This is a genomic window from Streptomyces sp. NPDC047072 (assembly GCF_040643855.1).
GTDB lineage: Bacteria > Actinomycetota > Actinomycetes > Streptomycetales > Streptomycetaceae > Streptomyces.
This window is the reverse complement of the sequence record NZ_JBEYVC010000080.1, coordinates 25,683-44,350: the sequence shown is the minus strand read 5'-3', so window position 1 is coordinate 44,350 and position 18,668 is coordinate 25,683. Positions and strand designations below refer to the sequence as shown.

Sequence of the window (18,668 nt, the reverse complement as noted above, 5' to 3'; positions counted from 1 at the left end):
GCGCAACCCCATTGGTGGGCTTGTTCCCGTCGCCGGTGGGCTCCACTCCGTAGGGCTGTCCCACGCGCGGTGCTCTGGCAGGTGCTGGCGCTCCGGTGCGGCGTAGGCGGGCCCGCCCGTGACGAGCCGCGCCGCGGGCGAGCGGGGCAGGGCGTCCGCGACGGCGTCCAGGAAGGCGCGCAACAGCCGTTCGGGGTCGGGCAGCCGCAGGGGTACCGCGGTGTCCAGCGGTACGGCGTGTGCCTCCGGCGGCATCGAGGCGGCGAGGCGGCGCACCTGTTCGACGTCCGCCGGGCCGAGGGGGCCCATGCGCCAGGCGTCGTGGTCGGTCGGGGAGAGGCCGGGCAGCAGCAGCCCACGCGCCACGTACTGGAGGGCGAGCACGGTCGCGGCGCCCCAGAACACCGTCGCCCGGTGTCCGTGCGGGGAGGTACGCGCACGCGTGAGGACCGGCAGGGCGGCGCGTACCGGCAGGACCAGGGCAGGCAGGTCCACCGCCTCCACCCCCTCGGCGCCGGGTACCACCACGGTCAGGTCCTCGACGGTGCCCGTGGCGACCGTCGCGGGCGCGGCGCCGTCGGGGCGCCAGAAGGCCACGGCGGGCAGCTCGCCAGGCAGGAACACGGCACAGCACGAAGCCAGTTCGGAGATCTCGGCGGGCGTTGTCGCTGGCAGACTCTGGGCGGCGATCGCAGAGCTCCTCAAGTTTGACTACCGGCGGGGAGTGGTCGAGGGTACAGCACCTCGGAACGTCCGGGCGAAGGGCGATCCGGAGCGGGGTGTTGCCAACCCCCCTGTGCCGCCGGTGCTGACCCCCGCACACAGACGGGGGGCGTCCTCATGGTCGGGGGCGGCCGCTGATTCGTACGTTTTCTGAGGTCAGCCCGTTTCCCGAGAGAGCCGGAGTCCGGACATGTCGCAAACCAGCGCGCCTGTGGCCGTCCATCCGCGCGAGCGGCCCGGATCGCCGCCCGGCGGCAGCGAGTTCGCGCCCCTGCTGCGCACCGTCAAGGGCCAGGGTCTCCTCGACCGCAGGCACGGCTGGTACGCCCGCGTCATGGCCTGCAACGCGCTCGCCCTCGCGGGAATCGTCACGGCGGTCGTCATGGTCGGGAACTCCTGGTGGACCGTCCTCCTCGCGCCCCTCCTGGCGGTGTTCTCCGCCCGCACCGCCTTCATCGGCCACGACGCCGGCCACGCGCAGATCACCGGCGACAAGGCGACCGGGCGGATCGTCGGCCTCGTCCACGGCAACCTGCTGCTCGGCATGAGCTACGGATGGTGGAACAACAAGCACAACCGGCACCATGCCAACCCCAACCACATCGACAAGGACCCCGACGTCGCCGCCGACGTCCTCGTCTTCACCGGTGAACAGGCGAAGCACCGCACCGGTTTCCGCCGCCGGCTCACCCGCAACCAGGCGTGGCTCTTCTTCCCGCTCACCCTCCTGGAAGGCGTCGCCCTCAAGATCCAGAGCTTCCGGGACCTGCGCCGCCAGACACCCGGCGAGCGCAGGGTGGAGGGCGCCCTCCTGATCACCCATCTCGTCGCCTACGCCACGCTGCTGCTGACCGTCATGTCCCCCGGCAAGGCGCTGGTCTTCGCCGCGCTTCACCAGGCGCTCTTCGGACTGCACCTGGGCATGTCCTTCGCGCCCAACCACAAGGGGATGGAGATGCCGGACCCGGACGGCGAGTCCTGGGGTCATCTGCGCCGCCAGGTGCTCACCTCCCGCAACATCCGGGGCGGCGCGGTGACCGACTGGTTCCTCGGCGGCCTCAACTACCAGATCGAGCACCACCTGTTCCCCAGCATGCCCAGGCCCCATCTGCGTCTGGCCCGCCCCTTGGTGCGGGCCCACTGCCGGGAGCTGGGTATCCCCTACACGGAGACCGGACTCGTGGACTCCTACCGGCAGGCGCTGCGTCACCTGCACGAGGTGGGCGAGCCGCTGCGGACGGAGCGGTAAAGGTGGACCCTGGTGCCCGGGGCGCGGTCTCAGGGGTGTCTCGGGGATCCGGTCTCAGGGATGTCTCAGGGTCGCGGTCCGGAACTGCACGCAGCGCGGGCCCGTTTTTCTGGACAGAGAGCGGCAATGGCCGCGAAGGAGGCGACGCACATGTCGAAGAACGCGAAGATCGCCGCGGGGGGTGTGGCGGTCGGACTCCTGCTGTTGATCTGGCTGCCGTGGTGGGCCGCGCTCCTGATCGTCCTGGGAGTCCCGGCCGCCGCCTACCTCACGCTGGACCCCTCGCAGCGGCGCAGGCTGCGCCGCGTCACCCGCAAGGAACTCGGCCGCTGACGCACCGTCCGCGGGCGGTCTCCGGCCGGCCGGTGCGCCATGGCCGACCGGGGTCCCGCCCGCGGTGCTCAGCTCGGTCGTACGGCCATCTTGTCGAGCGCGTCCAGAAGGCCGGGCAGTTCCGGGCCCCGGCCCACCGGCAGCACCTCTCCGGGCTCGTCGTCGAGAAGCACGAAGGCGATGTCGTCGGTCCTGGCCACGAGCGACCAGCCGGGACCGTCGGCGCGCAGCGTCCGCGCCTCACCCGACGCGAAGGACGACCGGACGCGCCCCAGGGGCGGCGGCGACTCCACATAGGCCCGCGCCTCCGCGAGCACGCGCCGGATGCCGCTGTGCCTCTTGGGCGCCTCGGTCTCGACCGTGGCCTCGGCCTCGTCCGCGGAGCCGTCGTCCTCGGCGGAGCCGCCGTCGGGGTTCGAGAAGGCCGCGTCGTCGATCTGCGACCGCCATGTCGCCCACTGCAGCGCGATCTCGTCGGCCCCCAGACGCCGCTGGGCCGATCCCCAGGTCGAGGTGTCCGGCGGCGCGAGCGGCGGGCCGTCGGCGATCTCGGGATCGGGGTCGTGCGGCGCAGGCACACCCGGCGCGGCGACGGCGACCGGAAGCGGCCAGCCGGCCAGCGCGGCCACGACCGTGTGCTCCTCCGGTGACAGGTCGTACTCCATCCCGCAGTCCCACGACGCGATGGCGACGGCGACCAGGGAGACGTCGTCGACGACCACGGTCCACCGGGCGCCGCTCCCGTCCTGGCCGATCACCAGGCCGTAGCCGTCGGCGAGCGGTGCGAGACCGAGCGCGGCACAGGCCTCCGGATAGTCGTCGCCCAGCACGCTCGGGAACTGCGCAGGCGTCAGTAGCACCGCCGTCAGCACATAGAGCGCGTCGTCCGCGGCGGCGACGACGTCCTCGTCCGTCCCGGCCATCCCAGCCTCCCCATCGGTTCGTCCAACGGCGCGCACCCTAGTGCGCCCGGAAGGCGCTTGTCACGACTCCCAAGCACACCCGGAGCTGCAGTTTTCCGGCTGGACGGGGCGAAACGACCACCTGTGGGCGACCGGTCAGGCCGCGGGCAGCCCCAGAAGTGCACGTGCCACCGTACGCGGCGACTCGTCGCGCTCTCGCGCGAGGGCGATGACCGCCCGGCACGCGAGTTCGTTCACCCCGAACGACAGAGCCTCCGGAGAGACCCAGGCCGCCGCCTCCTCGACCCGGTCCTGGTCGTCCTCCGCGCAGGCCGAGACGTATGCGGCGGCCGCCTCGAACAGGTTGTGCGGGCGGGGTTCCCGGCCGGTGCGCGCCTCGGTGCGCAGGGAATTGACGAATCTGGTGCTGGACTTGCGGATCCGGCCCCACATGCCGACCACCTTCCCCCAGTGTCGTGTGGTCTCGCTCGACGTTCATCTCCTGCTCTTCAACGTAGAGTTGGAGCCTCGGCGGCAGAAGGGGGACGGCCCGGTGAAGCGGTTCGAGCGACTCGAACAGATCCGGCGGATGGACCCGCACGAGGACGCCTCGGAGATCTACCGCATCAGCTCGGCGTACGAGTTCCCTTGGGACTACACCCGCGCCCTCGAACTGGCCCTCTACCGCACCTATGCCGTGCCCCGCATCGGGCGGCTCCTCGCCGAGACGGCGGAGCTCACGGAACATCCACAGAAACGTTACGACGACACCGTGCTGCTCCTCGACGCGATCGTGGAGCATGGCTTCGACAGCGTGCAGGGCACCACCGCCGTCCGCCGCATCAACCAGATGCACCGCAGGTACGACATAGCCGACGACGACATGCGGTACGTCCTGTCCACGTTCGTCGTGATGCCCCGGCGCTGGATCGACGCCTACGGCTGGCGCAGGCTGTCGCGGCACGAGATCGTCGCCTCCGTGGGCCACTACCGCGCCCTGGGGCAGCACATGGGCATCAAGGACATACTCGAGTCCTACGAGGAGTTCGAGACCTTCCTGGACGCCTACGAGGAAGCCCACTTCGGCTGGGACGAAGGGGGCCGACGGGTCTCGGACGCCACCCTCGCCCTCATGGCCTCCTGGTACCCGCGCCCCCTCGCTCCGCTGCTGCGCACCTCGACGCTCGCCCTGCTCGACGACCCCCTCCTGGATGCCTTCCGCTATCCGGCCCCGAGCGCCGTCACCCGCTCGCTCGCGCGCGGTGCGGTACGCGCGCGTGGCCGTCTGGTCCGCCTGCTGCCACCCCGCCGTGAGCCGCACCACGCCCGCCAGAACCGCGAGGTCAAGGGCTACCCGAACGGCTACCGGCTCGACGAGCTGGGCACGTGGCCGGTGCCGGGGATACGGGGCTGCCCGGTGCGCCACGGGGGGCGTTCAGCGGCTGAATGACGCGATGGTCTCCCGCAGTGAGGTCAGGCCTCGCGGACGGCCAGGGCCAGGAAGCGGGTGTCCTCGTCGACGTACGACGTAATGCGCCACCCCGAACCGGCCAGCAGGGGGCGGAGATTGGGCTCCGAGCGCAGGTCCTCCGGAGTGATCTGCCGGCCCTGGCGCGCGGCCAGGGCCGCCCGGCCGATCGGGTGGAACAGGGCGAGGACCCCGCCGGGCCGCACCACGCGCGCCAACTCGCGCAGATTGTCGGCCGGTCGGGGCAGATGCGAGATCAGCCCCGCTCCGAAAACGGCGTCCAGCGATCCGGAGCGCAACGGCAGCGCGGCCACGTCGGCGAGCAGCAACCGGCCGTCCCGGTCCCGTCCCGCCCGTACGGCGGCCTGCAGCATGGCCGGCGTCAGATCGGCCCCCACGACCACTCCGGAGGCCCCCACGGCCGTACGCAGGGGCGCCAGGGCCCGCCCCGTGCCGCACCCGGCGTCGAGGACGCGATCGCCCGCGCGCAGGCCGAGTTCGGCGACCGCGGCGGCATAGGCGGGGCCGTCGTCCGGGAACCTGCTGTCCCAGTCGGCGGCGCGAGCGCCGAAGAACTCCTGGACATGTGTGTGGTCGTCGCTCATGTTCCGCATGATCCCTCACCGACACGGATGACATACCTACGCACACGTTCGAGCGTCACGCGATCGTTCACGTGTCCGTCTGCGTCATATTGCAACAGCTTTCGAAATGCGCCCTCTTTGTGCGCCCGTGCCCGGACTAGCGTCCCGTGGCCATGGGACACCTGGACCACGCCGCCCTGGGCTGGCTGACACCCGCGCTGTCGTACGTGATGGCCTGTATAGGCGCCGCGCTCGGCCTGCGCTGCACCGTGCGCGCCCTCGGCGCCACCGGACGCTCGCGCCGCAACTGGCTCGTCACCGCTGCCTCCGCCATCGGCACGGGCATCTGGACCATGCATTTCGTGGCCATGCTCGGCTTCAGCGTCTCGGGCACCGACATCCGCTACGACGTACCGCTCACCATCGTGAGCCTCCTCGTCGCCATGGTCGTCGTCTGCGCCGGCGTCTTCGCCGTCGGCTACAGCCGCGACCGGATCCGCGCACTCCTGCTCGGCGGGCTCACCACCGGCCTGGGCGTCGCGAGCATGCACTACCTGGGCATGGCCGCCGTACGGCTGCACGGTGACGTCCACTACGACCCGGTGCTCGTCGCGCTCTCCGTCGTCATCGCCGTCGTCGCGGCGACGGCGGCCCTGTGGGCAGCGCTCAACATCAAGTCGCCCGTCGCCGTCACCATCGCCTCCCTGATCATGGGGGCCGCGGTCAGCAGCATGCACTACACCGGGATGTTCGCGGTGAGCGTGCGGGTCTCGCCCTCCGGCGCCGCGTTGCCCGGGGCCACGGCCATGCAGTTCATCTTCCCGCTCGCCGTGGGCCTCGGCTCCTACCTGTTCCTGACCTCGGCCTTCGTCGCCCTGTCGCCCACCACGGGAGAGCGCGAGGCATCCGCCTCCGCCCAGCGACCGGTCGAGAGCGTCGCCCCCTAGCCGTGCGACCGGGCCCGGGCGACCCCGACGGCACCCCCCGACCACTTCCGAGCGAGGAGGCCATGCGTACACCGCGTAGGACCCCCACAGCAGGCACCGAGACACCGCTTCCGGCGCCCATGCGCGGCCGCCGCGCACACGCCGGACCCCCGGCCGACGAAGGCCGGGACGACTCCGCGGACCCGGTGACGGAGGACATACCCGCGCCCGCCGGAGGCTGGCGGATACGACCGCGCACGGTCCGAGCCAAGATCGTCTGCCTGCTGATGGTGCCCGTCGTGTCGCTGCTCGCCCTGTGGGCGTACGCGACCGTCACCACCGCCCAGGACGTCTCCCGGCTACGGCAGTCACAACGCGTCGACGCCGCCATCCGCACACCCGTCGCCGACGCCGTGACCGCCCTCCAGGCGGAACGCGCGGCCGCCGTCCGGTACGCGACCGATCCCTCCGACGGCCAGGGCGAGGACCTGCGCACGCTCGCCGCACGCACCGATCGCGCGGTCGCCGCGCTCCGCCTCGGGGACGGCAACACCGTCGCCGACAGCGAGGAGCTGCCCGCCGGAGTCGCCCAGCGGCTCGAGACCTTCGTGACCGGCGTCGAGCAACTGCGTCCGCTGCGCACCGCCGTGCTCGAACAGCGCGCGGGATGGGACGAGACGTACGGCCGCTACACCCGGACCATCGCCGGGGCCTTCGCGGTGGGTGGTGCCCTCACCGGCATCCAGGACGCCGAACTCGGCTCCGACGCGCGCGTGCTGCTGGAGTTCTCCCGCGCGGGCGAGGCACTGGCCCAGGAGGACGCCGTACTGGCCAGCGCCCGGCTGGCGGGCGGCCTCAGCGGGGAGCGGCTGCGGCTGTTCACCGGGGCCGTCGACACCCGGCGCGCCCTCACCGAGTCCGCCGTGGTCGATCTGCGCGGCTCCGACCAGGCCGCCTGGCGGGCGCTCGCGGGCAGCGGCGCCTACACCACCGTGACCACCGCCGAGGACCGCACCCTCGCCGCCGCCCCCGGCACGCGCGCCGTCTACACGACCACCGAGGTCGCCTGGCAGACCGCACACGCGCGTGTGCAGGACGGCATGCGGGCCATCGAGCGGGACGCGGGCGGCGGCGTCGCCCATCGCGCCGATCCGTTCACCCGGGGTCTGCTCAGCCCGGCCGGTGCCGCGGTCCTCCTCGGCCTGATCGCCGTCGCCGCCTCGCTCGTGATCTCCGTGCGCATCGGACGCGGTCTCGTCGTCGAGCTGGTGAGCCTGCGCAACAGCGCCCTGGAGATCGCCCGCCGCAAGCTGCCCGAGGCCATGCAACGGCTGCGGGCCGGCGAGGAGATCGACGTACGGGCCGAGGCCCCGCCCGGGCCGCCCGCGGAGGACGAGGCGGGCCAGGTCGCCGAAGCCCTGGGCACCGTCCACCGGGCCGCCCTGCGGGCCGCCGTCGAGCGCGCCGAGCTCGCCAGCGGCATCTCCGGGGTCTTCGTCAACCTCGCCCGGCGCAGCCAGGTCCTCGTGCACCGCCAACTGAGCCTGCTCGACAGCATGGAGCGGCGCTCCGACGACCCCAACGAGCTGAGCGACCTCTTCCGGCTCGACCACCTCACCACCCGCATGCGCCGTCACGCGGAGAGCCTCATCATCCTCTCCGGAGCGGCACCCGGCCGGGCCTGGCGCATGCCGGTCTCGCTGACCAACGTGGTCCGCGCGGCCGTCTCCGAGGTCGAGGACTACGCGCGCGTGGAGGTGCGTCAACTGCCCGACGCGGCCGTCGTGGGGGCGGCCGTCGCCGACCTCACCCACCTGCTGGCCGAGATCATCGAGAACGCCGCCCAGTTCTCGCCGCCCCACACGCGCGTGCGGGTCACCGGCGAGCCCGTCGGCAACGGATACGCCGTGGAGGTCGAGGACCGTGGTCTCGGCATGGGCAAGGACACGCTCACGGAGGCCAACCGCCGTATCGAACAGTCCGAGGCCCTCGACCTGTTCGACAGCGACCAGCTCGGCCTGTTCGTGGTCAGCAGGCTCGCCGCCCGCCACGGCATCAAGGTCCATCTGCGCACCTCGCCCTACGGCGGCACTACCGCGGTCGTCCTGCTGCCCACGGCCCTACTGCACGGCAAGGCGGCGGAACGTTCCCCCGCCCGGGCCGAGGACACCCACCGACCCGCGGAACGCGAGTACGCGCGCGTGCCCGCCGTCGAACGCGAACAGGAGTCCGTGTCCGCCCCGGCCGAGCGGCCCGCCCTGGTCGCGCCCGTGCCCGTCGCGGCCGACCGGACGACGAGCGACACACCGCCCCCGGGAGTCACCGCCTTGCGCCTGCACCGCCAGCCCGAGGTCCCCGAGGAACCCGCAGACTCCGACGAACTCCCGCGCCGGGTACGCCAGGCCAGCCTCGCCCCCCAACTGCGCGAACCGCGCTCCGAGCAACCGGCCCCCGCGGCGGCCGGCCGGGACGACGACTCCCGTACACCCGAACTGGTACGTGACCGCATGGCGGCGTACCGCGACGGCTGGGCGCGCGGGGGCGGCAGACAGCCCGGCCGTGGCGCCACCCCAGGCCCCTCAGCGGGCAGTGACAGCAGTGAAGGAGAGCGTGAATGATCCAGGATCCGAGCACGAGGGCCGGTCAACGCTCCGGCGAACTCGACTGGCTGCTGGACGACTTGGTACTGCGCGTGAGCGAGGTACGGCATGCCGTGGTGCTCTCCAACGACGGCCTCGCCGTCGGTTCCTCCACGGACCTGCGCCGCGAGGACGCGGAACACCTCGCGGCGGTCTCCTCCGGCTTCCACAGCCTGGCCAAGGGCGCGGGCCGCCACTTCGGGGCCGGAGGAGTGCGCCAGACCATGGTCGAGATGGACGACGGCTTCCTGTTCGTGGCCGCCGCGGGGGACGGCTCCTGTCTCGCCGTCCTCACCGCCGTGACCGCGGACATAGGCCTGGTCGCCTACGAGATGGCGCGCCTGATCAAGCGGGTCGGCGAGCACCTCTACACACCGCCGCGCGTCGGCGCGCGGCCGCCCGCCGCCGGATGAAGAGACGGAAGGGCGGTCGGCACGGATGACCGAGGACATGACCGGCGTCCCGCAGGAGCCGGGCAGCCAGTGGTACGACGGCGAGGCGGGCCCCCTGGTACGCCCCTACGCCATGACGGGAGGGCGCACCAGGCCCGGCCCCACCGGAGTGCGCTTCGACCTGATCGCCCTCGTCACGCTCGACGCGGGAGCACCGCCCGGTGTCGACGACGACCCCTCGCTCCTGCCGGAGCACCGGGCACTCGTCGACCTGTGCCGGGTCGAGACGCAGTCGGTGGCCGAACTCGCCGCGGGGGCCGACCTGCCCGTCGGCGTGGTCCGGGTGCTCCTGGGCGACCTCCTGGAACTCGGCCGCGTCGGTGTCAGCCGTCCGGTGCCGCCCGCCCAGCTTCCCGACGAACGGATTCTGCGCGAGGTGATCGAAGGACTGCGAGCGCTGTAGACAGCGGTCGCCGTGGACGACAGACGAGAACCACCGCGGTCCGGTACGGCACCGACTCGCGCACCCTTACCACACCGACCGGCCGCGAGTCGGTCACAACGGGCAGAAAGCGGTCCAATCCCCCGCAGAGGCGCACCAGTTGCCATGATGCTGCCTTCGCACACCGCCGACGCCCGTTGCAGGCACTCCCGAGAGAAGTGATCGATGGTCTCCGAGCACTCCGACGCCCAGGCGGACGAGACGGCACCGCTGGCGCTGAAGATACTGGTCGCCGGCGGATTCGGCGTGGGCAAGACCACCCTGGTGGGCGCGGTCAGCGAGATCAAGCCGCTGCGCACCGAGGAACTGCTCAGTGAGGCAGGCCAGTTGGTGGACGACACCGACGGGGTGGACCAGAAGGTCACCACCACGGTCGCCATGGACTTCGGCCGCATCACCATCCGCTCCGGCCTCTCGCTGTACCTCTTCGGCACCCCCGGCCAGGACCGGTTCTGGTTCCTGTGGGACGAGTTGTCGCAAGGAGCCCTCGGCGCGGTCGTCCTCGCGGACACCCGTCGTCTCGAGGACTGCTTCCCCGCCGTGGACTACTTCGAGCACCGTCACATCCCGTTCGTCGTGGCCGTCAACTGCTTCACCGGCTCCCGGACATACGGCGCCCACGACGTCTCACGCGCCCTCGACCTCGACCAGGGCACCCCCGTGGTGCTCTGCGACGCACGGGACCGCGACTCGGGGAAGGAGGTGCTGATCCGACTGGTGGAGTACGCCGGGCGGATGCACACCGCCCGGCTCCTGGACTCGGTGGGCTGAGCGTCAACTCGCGCCGACCGGAGGGCACTTCACTCCGAGACGGCCTTCTCCGCCAGCACCTTGTCTATCCTCACCCGGACCAGGAGTTCCCCCGGTACGCCGTTGCGGGCGGCGAACTCCTCGGCCCGCTCCTCACCCATGTACCGCGCCCCGATCCGCCCGGCCCACCGCCGGACCTCGTCGAGATCCTCCGAAACGCGCGCCGATCCCTGGAGCACCACGTAGCCGAAGGGCGGCCGGTCGTCGTCCACGCACAGGGCGACCCGGCCGTCCCGCACCAGATTGCGGCCCTTCACCGTGGACTTGCCGGTGTTGAACACGAGTTCGTCGCCGTCGAGCAGGAACCATATCGGGGCCACGTGCGGGCTTCCGTCCGCCCGGACGGTCGACAGCTTGCCGGTGCGGGTGCCCTGCGAGACGAACTCCCGCCATTCCTCGTCGGTCATCTTCTGCGCCATGTCCCCATCCTCCTTGCTCCGGACACGGTGGTGGGGAAGGCTTGTGTGGAGATCCTCCGCTCAGGAGGTGACGTCACACGGGGAGTCGGGAAAACATGCCGGAGAACCAGGGGCTCGGCTGGCTGCTGGACGACCTGACCGAACGCGTCGAGCAGGTGCGGCACGCGCTGGTGCTGTCCAACGACGGTCTGGTCACCGGGGCGAGCACGGGACTGCGCAGAGAGGACGCCGAACATCTCGCCGCCGTCTCGTCCGGACTGCACAGCCTGGCCAAGGGCTCGGGACGTCACTTCGGCGCGGGTAGTGTCCGGCAGACGATGATCGAGTTCGACGACGCCGTGCTGTTCGTCACCGCGGCCGGCAGCGGCAGTTGTCTGTGCGTGCTCAGCGGCGCCGACGCCGACATCGGCCAGATCGCCTACGAGATGACCCTGCTCGTCAACCGGGTCGGCGAGCACCTCGACGTGGACGCCCGTCATCCCGAGCGGAGCCCGGCACGAGACCTCTGACCTGCGGTTTCCCGGGTGCCGACGAAGTTATCCACAGGCCCGCCCCGCGTCCCGGCGAAGCGGATAACGTGGTGTCACGGCGAACGCGCAGAGCGTGAGCAGACACTTCACGGGGGAGAGCGACCATGTCGGCAACCACCATCACTGAACGCCACCAGCAGTCCTACGCACCGAGCCGCGCGGCCCGCGAACTCGGCCTCAAGCGCAGCGAGTTCGATCTCGCCGTACACCTCGGGCACATTCGGACCCTGCCCGACGAAGGGGGCGGAGGCCGCCGCGTCAGCCGCGCCGAGATCGACCGGTTGCTGGCGACGGAAGGCCATCCCGACTCGCTGCACCAGCGCGTGAAGGTCGTGGGCACCACCGAGGGTGCCGACCTCATGCGCATCCCCGCCACCAGGTTCACACGGCTGGCCCGCCTGGGCGTGGTGTCCCCGGTGCGCTTCTATCTCAACCGGTACCGGGCCGTGGTGTGGCTGTACCTGGCCGACGACCTCGAGCGGTTCGCGTCCGCCGAGGAGAACTCCCCGCTGCTGACCGGACGCCGGATGCCCGAAGGGCTGCGGGCCATGCTGGACGCGGGTGTGGACCTGCGGGCCCGTAACTGGCGGGGACGCCACCGCGGGTTCCTGCTGCGCCTGGCCGAGGACCCGTGGGAGAGCGTCGGAGCCCTCGCCGCCTTCCTCGATCCCGCGCAGATCTCGGAGATCGTTCCCGATCCCTACGAGCGGTCCCATCTCATCCGGTTCCGGCCCGGACCGCCGGTGCACGGCGCGCTGGGCTCACCCGCCGCGCACCTCGTCGAGAAGATCATGACGGCGGACGATCCCGACGAGATCGGCTGGCTGCGGGCCGACCTGACCCGCGCCCTGGAGGACGCCCGCCGCCTCCGGCCCGCACCCCGCCCCACGGCCCGGCAGGCCCCTTCGGTCCCGCCGGAGCCGCCGGCCCAGGAACCGGCCCGCGGACTGCTGCGGTGGCTCAGGCGCAGCAGCTGACGCACAGGCCCCGGCGGGCTACAGGGTTCGAAACAGCCCTTCCTGGACGACGGACACCAGCAGGCGGCCCTCCAGGTCGTAGATCCGGCCGCGGGCCAGGCCACGCCCGCCCGTCGCGATCGGCGACTCCTGGTCGTACAGGAACCACTCGTCCGCACGGAACGGCCGGTGGAACCACATGGCGTGGTCCAGCGAAGCGATGTCGAACGACCGCGGGCCCCACAGCGGTTCGACGGGGATGCGGACGGCGTCCAGGAGGGTCATGTCACTGGCGTAGGTGAGCGCGCAGGTGTGCACGACCGGATCGTCGCCGAGCGGCCCGACCGCTCTCATCCACACCGCGCTGCGCGGCTCGGAGCCCTTGACCTCCTCCGCGCTCCACCGCAGCCGGTCCACATAGCGGATGTCGAAGGGCTGGCGGCGAGCCATCCGCTCCAACTGCTCCGGCAGCGCGCCCAGATGCTCGCGGATCTCCTGCGAGACGTTCGGCAGGGAGTCCGGGTCCGGCACCTTGCGGGCGGGTGGCAGCTGGTGCTCGAAGGGACCTTCCTCAGGCTTGTGAAAGGAGGCGGTGAGATTGAAGATCGTGCGGCCCTGCTGCACCGCGGTGACCCGGCGGGTGGTGAACGACCTGCCGTCCCGGACCCGTTCGACCTGGTACACGATCGGCACGCCCGGCCGGCCCGGGCGCAGGAAGTACGCGTGCAGCGAGTGCACCGGACGGTCGCCGTCGGTGGTGCGGTTGGCGGCGACCAGTGCCTGGCCGGCGACCTGGCCGCCGAAGACCCGCTGGAGGGACTCGTTCGGGCTCAGGCCGCGGAAGATGTTGACCTCGATCTGCTCCAGGTCGAGCAGGTCCACGAGGCTCTCGGCCGGGTTCGTCATGCGTGCGTCTCTCCTTGGCTCACAACTGGCCGACGTCGGTGACGCGTACGATCGCACGGCCCTCCGCGTCGGAGGCGGCGAGGTCGATCTCCGCGCTGATGCCCCAGTCATGGTCGCCGTTCGGATCGGCGAAGGTCTGCCGGACGCGCCACAGGCCGTTCTCCGGCTCCTCCTCGATCCGCAGCAGCTTGGGGCCGCGGGCGTCGGGGCCGGTGCCGAGGTCCTCGTACTCGTCCCAGTACTTGTCCATGGCCTCGCCCCAGGCGTCGGCGTCCCAGCCGGACTCGGCGTCCAGCTCGCCGAGTTCCTCGACGTGGTCGAGGGCGGCGAGCTCGACGCGGCGGAACATGGCGTTGCGGACCAGGACGCGGAAGGCGCGCGCGTTGGTGGTGACCGGCTTGACCTCGTCGGCCTTCTCCTGGGCCTCCTCGGCGGTCATCTCCTCCGGGTTGGCCAGCTGCTCCCACTCGTCCAGGAGGCTGGAGTCGACCTGGCGCACCATCTCGCCGAGCCACTCGATGAGGTCCTGGAGGTCCTCGGACTTCAGGTCGTCGGGGATGTTGTGGTCGAGCGTCTTGTAGGCACTGGCGAGGTAGCGCAGGACAATGCCCTCGGTGCGGGCCAACTCGTAGTAGGACACCAACTCCGTGAAGGAGAGGGCCCGTTCGTACATGTCCCGGATGACCGACTTCGGGGAGAGGGGATGGTCACCGACCCAGGGGTGGCTCTTGCGGTAGGTGTTGTACGCGTGGAAGAGCAGCTCTTCCAGGGGCTTCGGGTACGAGACGTCCTGGAGCCGCTCCATGCGCTCCTCGTACTCCACGCCGTCGGCCTTCATCGCGGCCACGGCCTCGCCCTTCGCCTTGTTGAGCTGGGCGACGAGGATCTGGCGCGGGTCGTCCAGCGTGGACTCGACGACGGAGACCATGTCCAGGGCGTAGGACGGCGATTCGGGGTCGAGCAGCTCGAACGCGGCCAGGGCGAACGTGGACAGCGGCTGGTTGAGCGCGAAGTCCTGCTGGAGATCGACGGTGAGACGGACGATACGGCCGGAGGCGTCAGGCTCGTCGAGCTTCTCGACGATGCCGCCGTCCAGCAGCGAGCGGTAGATGGCGATCGCGCGCCGGATGTGCCGCAGTTGCTGCTTGCGCGGCTCGTGATTGTCCTCCAGGAGGTGCCGCATCGCCTCGAAGGCGTTGCCCGGACGGGCGATCACCGACAGCAGCATGGTGTGCGTCACGCGGAAGCGGGAGGTCAGCGGCTCGGGCTCGGAGGCGATCAGCTTCTCGAAGGTGTTCTCCGACCAGGCGACGAACCCCTCCGGCGCCTTCTTGCGGACCACCTTGCGGCGCTTCTTCGGGTCGTCGCCCGCCTTGGCGAGCGCCTTCTCGTTCTCGATGACGTGCTCGGGCGCCTGCGCGACCACGAACCCGGCCGTGTCGAAGCCGGCCCGCCCGGCGCGGCCCGCGATCTGGTGGAACTCACGCGCGCGCAGGGTGCGCACACGGTTGCCGTCGTACTTGGTCAGGGCCGTGAACAGCACGGTGCGAATAGGGACGTTGACGCCGACGCCGAGGGTGTCGGTGCCGCAGATGACCTTGAGGAGACCGGCCTGGGCGAGCTTCTCCACCAGGCGCCGGTACTTGGGCAGCATGCCGGCGTGGTGGACACCGATGCCGTGCCGCACGTAACGGGAGAGATTGCGGCCGAACTTGGTGGTGAAGCGGAAGTTGCCGATCAGTTCGGCGATCTGGTCCTTCTCCTCGCGCGTGCACATGTTGATGCTCATCAGCGCCTGCGCTCGCTCCACGGCCTGCGCCTGCGTGAAGTGCACGATGTAGACCGGCGCCTGCTTGGTCTCCAGCAGTTCGGTCAGGGTGTCGGTGAGCGGGGTGAGGCGGTACTCGTAGGAGAGCGGGACCGGCCGGGTCGCCGAGCGGACCACCGAGGTGGGACGGCCGGTGCGCCGGGTGAGGTCCGTCTCGAACATCGAGACGTCGCCGAGGGTCGCGGACATCAGGACGAACTGCGCCTGGGGCAGTTCGAGGATGGGGATCTGCCAGGCCCAGCCGCGGTCCCCCTCCGCGTAGAAGTGGAACTCGTCCATGACGACCTGGCCGACGTCCGCCTGCCTGCCGTCGCGCAGCGCGATCGACGCCAGCACCTCGGCGGTGCAGCAGATGACGGGCGCGTCGGAGTTGACGGAGGCGTCGCCGGTCAGCATGCCGACGTTCTCCGTGCCGAAGATCTTGCACAGTTCGAAGAACTTCTCCGACACCAAGGCCTTGATCGGCGCTGTGTAGAAGGTGACCTCGTCGCGGGCGAGCGCGGCGAAGTGGGCACCCGCGGCGATCATGCTCTTGCCGGAGCCGGTGGGCGTCGACACGATCACGTTCGCGCCGGAGACCACCTCGATCAGCGCCTCCTCCTGATGGGGGTAGAGCGTGAGACCGCGCTCCTGCGCCCACGACTCGAAGGCTTCGTAGAGGGCGTCGGGGTCTGCGGTCTTAGGCAGCTGATCGATGAGGGTCACCCACCCATCTTGCCTGCCCGGATGCCCGAGGGGGGAATCGGATGCGGGGACGAAGATCACGGCCAGTACGCTGTGTCGCCGACGGAGCGTCAGCGCACCCGGTCAACTGGACAGCGGCACACGAGGAATGGGGCGGACAACGGCCATGATGGGACCAGCACACTCACTGTCGGGGGCCGCCGCCTGGCTCGGCGTCGGAGCGGCCGCCGCCGCGACGGGGCACACTATGCCCTGGCCCGTTCTGCTGGCCGGAGCCCTGATCTGTGCCGGGGCCGCGCTCGCCCCCGACCTCGACCACAAGGCGGCCACCATCTCGCGGGCCTTCGGGCCGGTCTCGCGGGCGCTGTGCGAGATCGTGGACAAACTCTCCTACGCCGTCTACAAGGCGACCAAGAAGCAGGGCGACCCGCGTCGCTCCGGCGGGCACCGGACGCTCACCCACACATGGCTGTGGGCGGCGCTGATCGGCGCGGGCTGCTCGGTCGCGGCGATCACCGGGGGCCGCTGGGCGGTGCTGGCGATCCTGTTCGTGCACATGGTGCTGGCCATCGAAGGACTGCTGTGGCGGGCCACGCGCGGCTCCAGCGCCGACATCCTGGTCTGGCTGCTCGCCGCGACCAGCGCCTGGATCATCGCCGGTGTCCTCGACAAGCCCGGCAACGGCTCGGACTGGCTGTTCACCCAGCCCGGTCAGGAGTACCTGTGGCTGGGGCTGCCGGTGGTGCTGGGTGCGCTCGTGCACGACATCGGGGACGCGCTGACGGTCTCGGGCTGCCCGATCCTGTGGCCGATCCCGGTGGGCCGCAAGCGCTGGTACCCGATCGGCCCGCCGAAGGCGATGCGGTTCCGGGCGGGCAGCTGGGTGGAGCTGAAGGTGCTGATGCCGGCGTTCATGCTGCTGGGCGGGGTGGGCTGCGCGGCCGCCCTGAACTTCATCTGAGAAGCGGGGCACCTGTGTGCGGTGAGGGGATCGGCCTGCTGTCCGAGTACGAGGACGAGCTGGGCAGTGTGGTGTTCGCCCGTGGGCTGGGCGCCGAGGAGCTGGCCGTGCGGATGGGCGGTACGCCCGGTGGCGGTGTCGAGCTGACCGGGGCCGAGGTCGACTGGCTCATCGGGCATGCGGAGATCGCCGACACGATGGTCGCCCGGGTGGGGGAGTGCGGCGGCTGGGCCTTCGCGGTACTGCCGCAGACCGGCTACGAGAGCGGGAGCCTGGCGATCGCGGCCTCGCGTGGGGGTGTCGACGTCGTGCACTACGAGCCGATGCCGTGGCATCCGCCGTCGCAGTTCTCGTACTGCCGTGACGGGCGACAGGTGTGCGGGTTCGGGATCGGGGAGGAGTCGCAGCGGTGGGGCGACGACCCTGACCACCTGCTGCCGGTGCTGGTCGCGGGCGGTGTGCTGGGCTCGGACGGGGCCGGGAACGGTTCGGCGCGGTCGGCCCTCGCCGTGATCGGGGAGCACTTCGGGTGGTGCCTGCCCAGGGAGAGCGTGCGCCGGGCGGCGCTGCCCGCGTACACGGTCCGGGGCCGGGTCGACCTGGGCCCGGACCCGGACTACGAGGTCATACGGGCGTGGGCCGCCGAGCACGGTTACGCACTGGACTGGCCGTTCCGGGGGCGGGTGCCGGAACCCATACGCGCCGCACACGCCATGGCCACGCGGAACTGAGCGGCCCCCGGCACGTCCGCTCTCAGGCGCCCGGGGTCGTGCCTCCGCCGTAGCGCCGCTCGAACTGGGCGACGCGGCCCTCCGAGTCCACGGTGCGGGCCTTGCCGGTGTAGAAGGGGTGGCTCTCGGAGGAGATCTCGACGTCCACGACCGGGTAGGTCTCGCCGTCGTCCCATTCGATGGTCCGGTCGCTGGTCGCGGTGGACCGGGTCAGGAAGGCGTAGCCGGCGGAGCGGTCACGGAAGACGACCGGGTGGTAGTCGGGCTGCTTGTCCTGCTGCATGGCTGGCTGCTCCTCCGTACGGCGGGGTGAGGTGGGCGGGCGGGGTCAGTCGTCGAGGGTGTCCTCGTCGACGATGTGCATCGCGGCCTCCTCGGCGGAGGCGGCGGCGCCGTCGATGCCGACGTCCGTGGCGATGAGGGCGCTCTCCTCGTCCTCGTGGGCGCCTTCGTCGGGGGCGACGAGACGTCCGGAGCGGAAGGCGCCGACCTCGTTGTCGAGGAGTTCGCCGTCCGTGCTGTCGGAGTCGCCGAGGCCGTCGCCGTCGGGGGAGCCGTAGTCGGGGAGTTCCTCGGCGAGGCGCTGGTCCAGGGTCTCGCCCCGGTGGCCTTCGGCGGCCGTGACTCCGGTGTGCTCCACCGCCCAGGGGCGCTCCGGTGGGGACCAGCCTCGGTCGAGGGGGTCGCCGACTCCGTCGTAGTCCAGGGTGTCCTCGGAGTCGAGCAGGCCCGCGTCGTCCTGGATCTCGGAGCCGTCGGGCTGGTAGACGTCGTCTCCCCATCCGTCGGAGCTGGTCACGGATACCTCCAGGTGGGTGGGGACGGACCCGTCGGCTCCGACAGCCCTGGCGAGGGCTGCGCGGGGTCACGGGGCACTTGCCGCGCCCGCCGTCCGACCGTGCCGGCCGCGGACGCTCCCTGAGCCGGTGCTGCGTCCAGCCTTCCACCGACTTTCGCCAGGGCGCAACGGCAGGCGCTGAGTGGGCGGTGGCGAGGAGGGTGTGGCGCGGGGGGGGCGTGGGTGGGGCGGTGTGGGGGACGGGAGGGGCCGGGAGGTGGCGGGGCCGGGGATGGTGCGCCGAGGGGTGGAGTGCCGACCAGGCTGGGGGTGCTGACAGGTTTGCA

The 18,668-nt window shown here is 71.4% G+C and carries 20 protein-coding genes and 1 pseudogene; 12 read left to right on the top strand and 9 right to left on the bottom strand.

From position 1 onward, the window contains the following. Positions 1-60: 60 nt before the first annotated feature. Positions 61-675, bottom strand: a pseudogene (locus ABZ896_RS29430) (ATP-dependent helicase); the annotation flags it as partial. A gap of 238 nt (positions 676-913) precedes the next feature. Between ABZ896_RS29430 and ABZ896_RS29425 the strand changes: the two are divergent. Both ABZ896_RS29425 and ABZ896_RS29420 read left to right on the top strand, forming a co-directional pair. Beyond that, positions 914-1,972, top strand: coding sequence for an acyl-CoA desaturase (locus ABZ896_RS29425; RefSeq protein WP_360935644.1), 1,059 nt, complete (start codon positions 914-916; stop codon positions 1,970-1,972). A 150-nt stretch (positions 1,973-2,122) separates the two neighbouring features. Then, a complete protein-coding gene (locus ABZ896_RS29420; protein ID WP_020137233.1) occupies positions 2,123-2,305 on the top strand; it encodes a hypothetical protein in 183 nt (60 codons plus the stop codon). 68 nt (positions 2,306-2,373) lie between these two features. Here ABZ896_RS29420 and ABZ896_RS29415 read toward each other — a convergent pair whose 3' ends face one another. Both ABZ896_RS29415 and ABZ896_RS29410 read right to left on the bottom strand, forming a co-directional pair. Next, on the bottom strand, positions 2,374-3,228 hold the full coding sequence (locus tag ABZ896_RS29415; RefSeq protein WP_360935640.1) for a hypothetical protein: 855 nt from the start codon (positions 3,226-3,228) through the stop codon (positions 2,374-2,376). 135 nt (positions 3,229-3,363) lie between these two features. Then, a complete protein-coding gene (locus ABZ896_RS29410) occupies positions 3,364-3,660 on the bottom strand; it encodes a hypothetical protein (protein ID WP_360935637.1) in 297 nt (98 codons plus the stop codon). A 100-nt stretch (positions 3,661-3,760) separates the two neighbouring features. Here ABZ896_RS29410 and ABZ896_RS29405 point away from each other — a divergent pair, with 100 nt between their 5' ends. Next, positions 3,761-4,657: an oxygenase MpaB family protein gene (locus ABZ896_RS29405; protein WP_360935634.1), complete on the top strand. Its 897-nt coding sequence runs from the start codon at positions 3,761-3,763 to the stop codon at positions 4,655-4,657. 23 nt (positions 4,658-4,680) lie between these two features. Here ABZ896_RS29405 and ABZ896_RS29400 read toward each other — a convergent pair whose 3' ends face one another. After that, on the bottom strand, positions 4,681-5,280 hold the full coding sequence (locus ABZ896_RS29400) for a class I SAM-dependent methyltransferase (RefSeq protein WP_360935631.1): 600 nt from the start codon (positions 5,278-5,280) through the stop codon (positions 4,681-4,683). Positions 5,281-5,432: 152 nt separating this feature from the next. Here ABZ896_RS29400 and ABZ896_RS29395 point away from each other — a divergent pair, with 152 nt between their 5' ends. The 5 genes from ABZ896_RS29395 to ABZ896_RS29375 all read left to right on the top strand — a co-directional run bounded on the left by ABZ896_RS29395 (position 5,433) and on the right by ABZ896_RS29375 (position 10,489). Continuing rightward, the gene (locus ABZ896_RS29395) at positions 5,433-6,206 is read left to right on the top strand and encodes an MHYT domain-containing protein (RefSeq protein ID WP_360935628.1); all 774 of its coding nucleotides are present in this window, start codon (positions 5,433-5,435) and stop codon (positions 6,204-6,206) included. Positions 6,207-6,268: 62 nt separating this feature from the next. After that, entirely contained in the window at positions 6,269-8,803 is a 2,535-nt protein-coding gene (locus ABZ896_RS29390; protein ID WP_360935625.1) for a nitrate- and nitrite sensing domain-containing protein, read from the top strand. Beyond that, complete coding sequence (locus ABZ896_RS29385; protein ID WP_360935622.1) at positions 8,800-9,237, top strand: roadblock/LC7 domain-containing protein; 438 nt, start codon at positions 8,800-8,802, stop codon at positions 9,235-9,237. The genes ABZ896_RS29390 and ABZ896_RS29385 overlap by 4 nt, the downstream gene beginning before the upstream one ends. 25 nt (positions 9,238-9,262) lie before the next feature. Further along, positions 9,263-9,679: a DUF742 domain-containing protein gene (locus ABZ896_RS29380; RefSeq protein WP_360935619.1), complete on the top strand. Its 417-nt coding sequence runs from the start codon at positions 9,263-9,265 to the stop codon at positions 9,677-9,679. Between the two features lie 204 nt (positions 9,680-9,883). Continuing rightward, positions 9,884-10,489 carry an ATP/GTP-binding protein gene (locus tag ABZ896_RS29375; RefSeq protein ID WP_360935616.1) on the top strand — a complete coding sequence of 202 codons (606 nt, stop codon included), beginning with the start codon at positions 9,884-9,886 and terminating at the stop codon, positions 10,487-10,489. 29 nt (positions 10,490-10,518) lie between these two features. Here the strand turns inward: ABZ896_RS29375 and ABZ896_RS29370 are convergent, their stop codons facing one another. Then, a complete protein-coding gene (locus ABZ896_RS29370; RefSeq protein WP_360935613.1) occupies positions 10,519-10,947 on the bottom strand; it encodes a PPOX class F420-dependent oxidoreductase in 429 nt (142 codons plus the stop codon). A 95-nt stretch (positions 10,948-11,042) separates the two neighbouring features. Here ABZ896_RS29370 and ABZ896_RS29365 point away from each other — a divergent pair, with 95 nt between their 5' ends. Together ABZ896_RS29365 and ABZ896_RS29360 are read left to right on the top strand one after the other, a co-directional pair. After that, positions 11,043-11,456 (top strand): roadblock/LC7 domain-containing protein, encoded by a 414-nt coding sequence (locus ABZ896_RS29365; protein WP_360935610.1) that lies wholly within the window; start codon positions 11,043-11,045, stop codon positions 11,454-11,456. 125 nt (positions 11,457-11,581) lie between these two features. Beyond that, positions 11,582-12,454 (top strand): DUF6397 family protein, encoded by an 873-nt coding sequence (locus ABZ896_RS29360; RefSeq protein ID WP_360935607.1) that lies wholly within the window; start codon positions 11,582-11,584, stop codon positions 12,452-12,454. Positions 12,455-12,472: 18 nt separating this feature from the next. On the opposite strand, the gene ABZ896_RS29355 is transcribed toward ABZ896_RS29360, so the two are convergent. Next, the gene (locus ABZ896_RS29355; protein ID WP_360935604.1) at positions 12,473-13,339 is read right to left on the bottom strand and encodes an acyl-CoA thioesterase II; all 867 of its coding nucleotides are present in this window, start codon (positions 13,337-13,339) and stop codon (positions 12,473-12,475) included. A gap of 19 nt (positions 13,340-13,358) precedes the next feature. Further along, positions 13,359-15,872, bottom strand: coding sequence for a DUF3516 domain-containing protein (locus tag ABZ896_RS29350; protein ID WP_360935601.1), 2,514 nt, complete (start codon positions 15,870-15,872; stop codon positions 13,359-13,361). A 145-nt stretch (positions 15,873-16,017) separates the two neighbouring features. Between ABZ896_RS29350 and ABZ896_RS29345 the strand changes: the two genes are divergently transcribed. Both ABZ896_RS29345 and ABZ896_RS29340 read left to right on the top strand, forming a co-directional pair. Further along, positions 16,018-16,812 (top strand): metal-dependent hydrolase, encoded by a 795-nt coding sequence (locus tag ABZ896_RS29345; protein ID WP_360935598.1) that lies wholly within the window; start codon positions 16,018-16,020, stop codon positions 16,810-16,812. Between the two features lie 14 nt (positions 16,813-16,826). Further along, entirely contained in the window at positions 16,827-17,543 is a 717-nt protein-coding gene (locus ABZ896_RS29340) for a hypothetical protein (RefSeq protein ID WP_360935595.1), read from the top strand. 22 nt (positions 17,544-17,565) lie between these two features. On the opposite strand, the gene ABZ896_RS29335 is transcribed toward ABZ896_RS29340, so the two are convergent. Together ABZ896_RS29335 and ABZ896_RS29330 are read right to left on the bottom strand one after the other, a co-directional pair. Then, positions 17,566-17,826 (bottom strand): type B 50S ribosomal protein L31, encoded by a 261-nt coding sequence (locus ABZ896_RS29335; RefSeq protein WP_360935592.1) that lies wholly within the window; start codon positions 17,824-17,826, stop codon positions 17,566-17,568. Between the two features lie 45 nt (positions 17,827-17,871). Then, complete coding sequence (locus ABZ896_RS29330; RefSeq protein WP_360935589.1) at positions 17,872-18,342, bottom strand: DUF5709 domain-containing protein; 471 nt, start codon at positions 18,340-18,342, stop codon at positions 17,872-17,874. Between the last annotated feature and the right edge of the window lie 326 nt (positions 18,343-18,668).

Coding starts and splice junctions, on each gene's coding strand:
- ABZ896_RS29425 (WP_360935644.1), top strand. CDS start 914: ATGTCGCAAACCAGCGCGCCTGTGGCCGTCCATCCGCGCGAGCGGCCC.
- ABZ896_RS29420 (WP_020137233.1), top strand. CDS start 2,123: ATGTCGAAGAACGCGAAGATCGCCGCGGGGGGTGTGGCGGTCGGACTC.
- ABZ896_RS29415 (WP_360935640.1), bottom strand. CDS start 3,228: ATGGCCGGGACGGACGAGGACGTCGTCGCCGCCGCGGACGACGCGCTC.
- ABZ896_RS29410 (WP_360935637.1), bottom strand. CDS start 3,660: ATGTGGGGCCGGATCCGCAAGTCCAGCACCAGATTCGTCAATTCCCTG.
- ABZ896_RS29400 (WP_360935631.1), bottom strand. CDS start 5,280: ATGAGCGACGACCACACACATGTCCAGGAGTTCTTCGGCGCTCGCGCC.
- ABZ896_RS29395 (WP_360935628.1), top strand. CDS start 5,433: ATGGGACACCTGGACCACGCCGCCCTGGGCTGGCTGACACCCGCGCTG.
- ABZ896_RS29390 (WP_360935625.1), top strand. CDS start 6,269: ATGCGTACACCGCGTAGGACCCCCACAGCAGGCACCGAGACACCGCTT.
- ABZ896_RS29385 (WP_360935622.1), top strand. CDS start 8,800: ATGATCCAGGATCCGAGCACGAGGGCCGGTCAACGCTCCGGCGAACTC.
- ABZ896_RS29380 (WP_360935619.1), top strand. CDS start 9,263: ATGACCGAGGACATGACCGGCGTCCCGCAGGAGCCGGGCAGCCAGTGG.
- ABZ896_RS29375 (WP_360935616.1), top strand. CDS start 9,884: ATGGTCTCCGAGCACTCCGACGCCCAGGCGGACGAGACGGCACCGCTG.
- ABZ896_RS29370 (WP_360935613.1), bottom strand. CDS start 10,947: ATGGCGCAGAAGATGACCGACGAGGAATGGCGGGAGTTCGTCTCGCAG.
- ABZ896_RS29365 (WP_360935610.1), top strand. CDS start 11,043: ATGCCGGAGAACCAGGGGCTCGGCTGGCTGCTGGACGACCTGACCGAA.
- ABZ896_RS29360 (WP_360935607.1), top strand. CDS start 11,582: ATGTCGGCAACCACCATCACTGAACGCCACCAGCAGTCCTACGCACCG.
- ABZ896_RS29355 (WP_360935604.1), bottom strand. CDS start 13,339: ATGACGAACCCGGCCGAGAGCCTCGTGGACCTGCTCGACCTGGAGCAG.
- ABZ896_RS29345 (WP_360935598.1), top strand. CDS start 16,018: ATGATGGGACCAGCACACTCACTGTCGGGGGCCGCCGCCTGGCTCGGC.
- ABZ896_RS29335 (WP_360935592.1), bottom strand. CDS start 17,826: ATGCAGCAGGACAAGCAGCCCGACTACCACCCGGTCGTCTTCCGTGAC.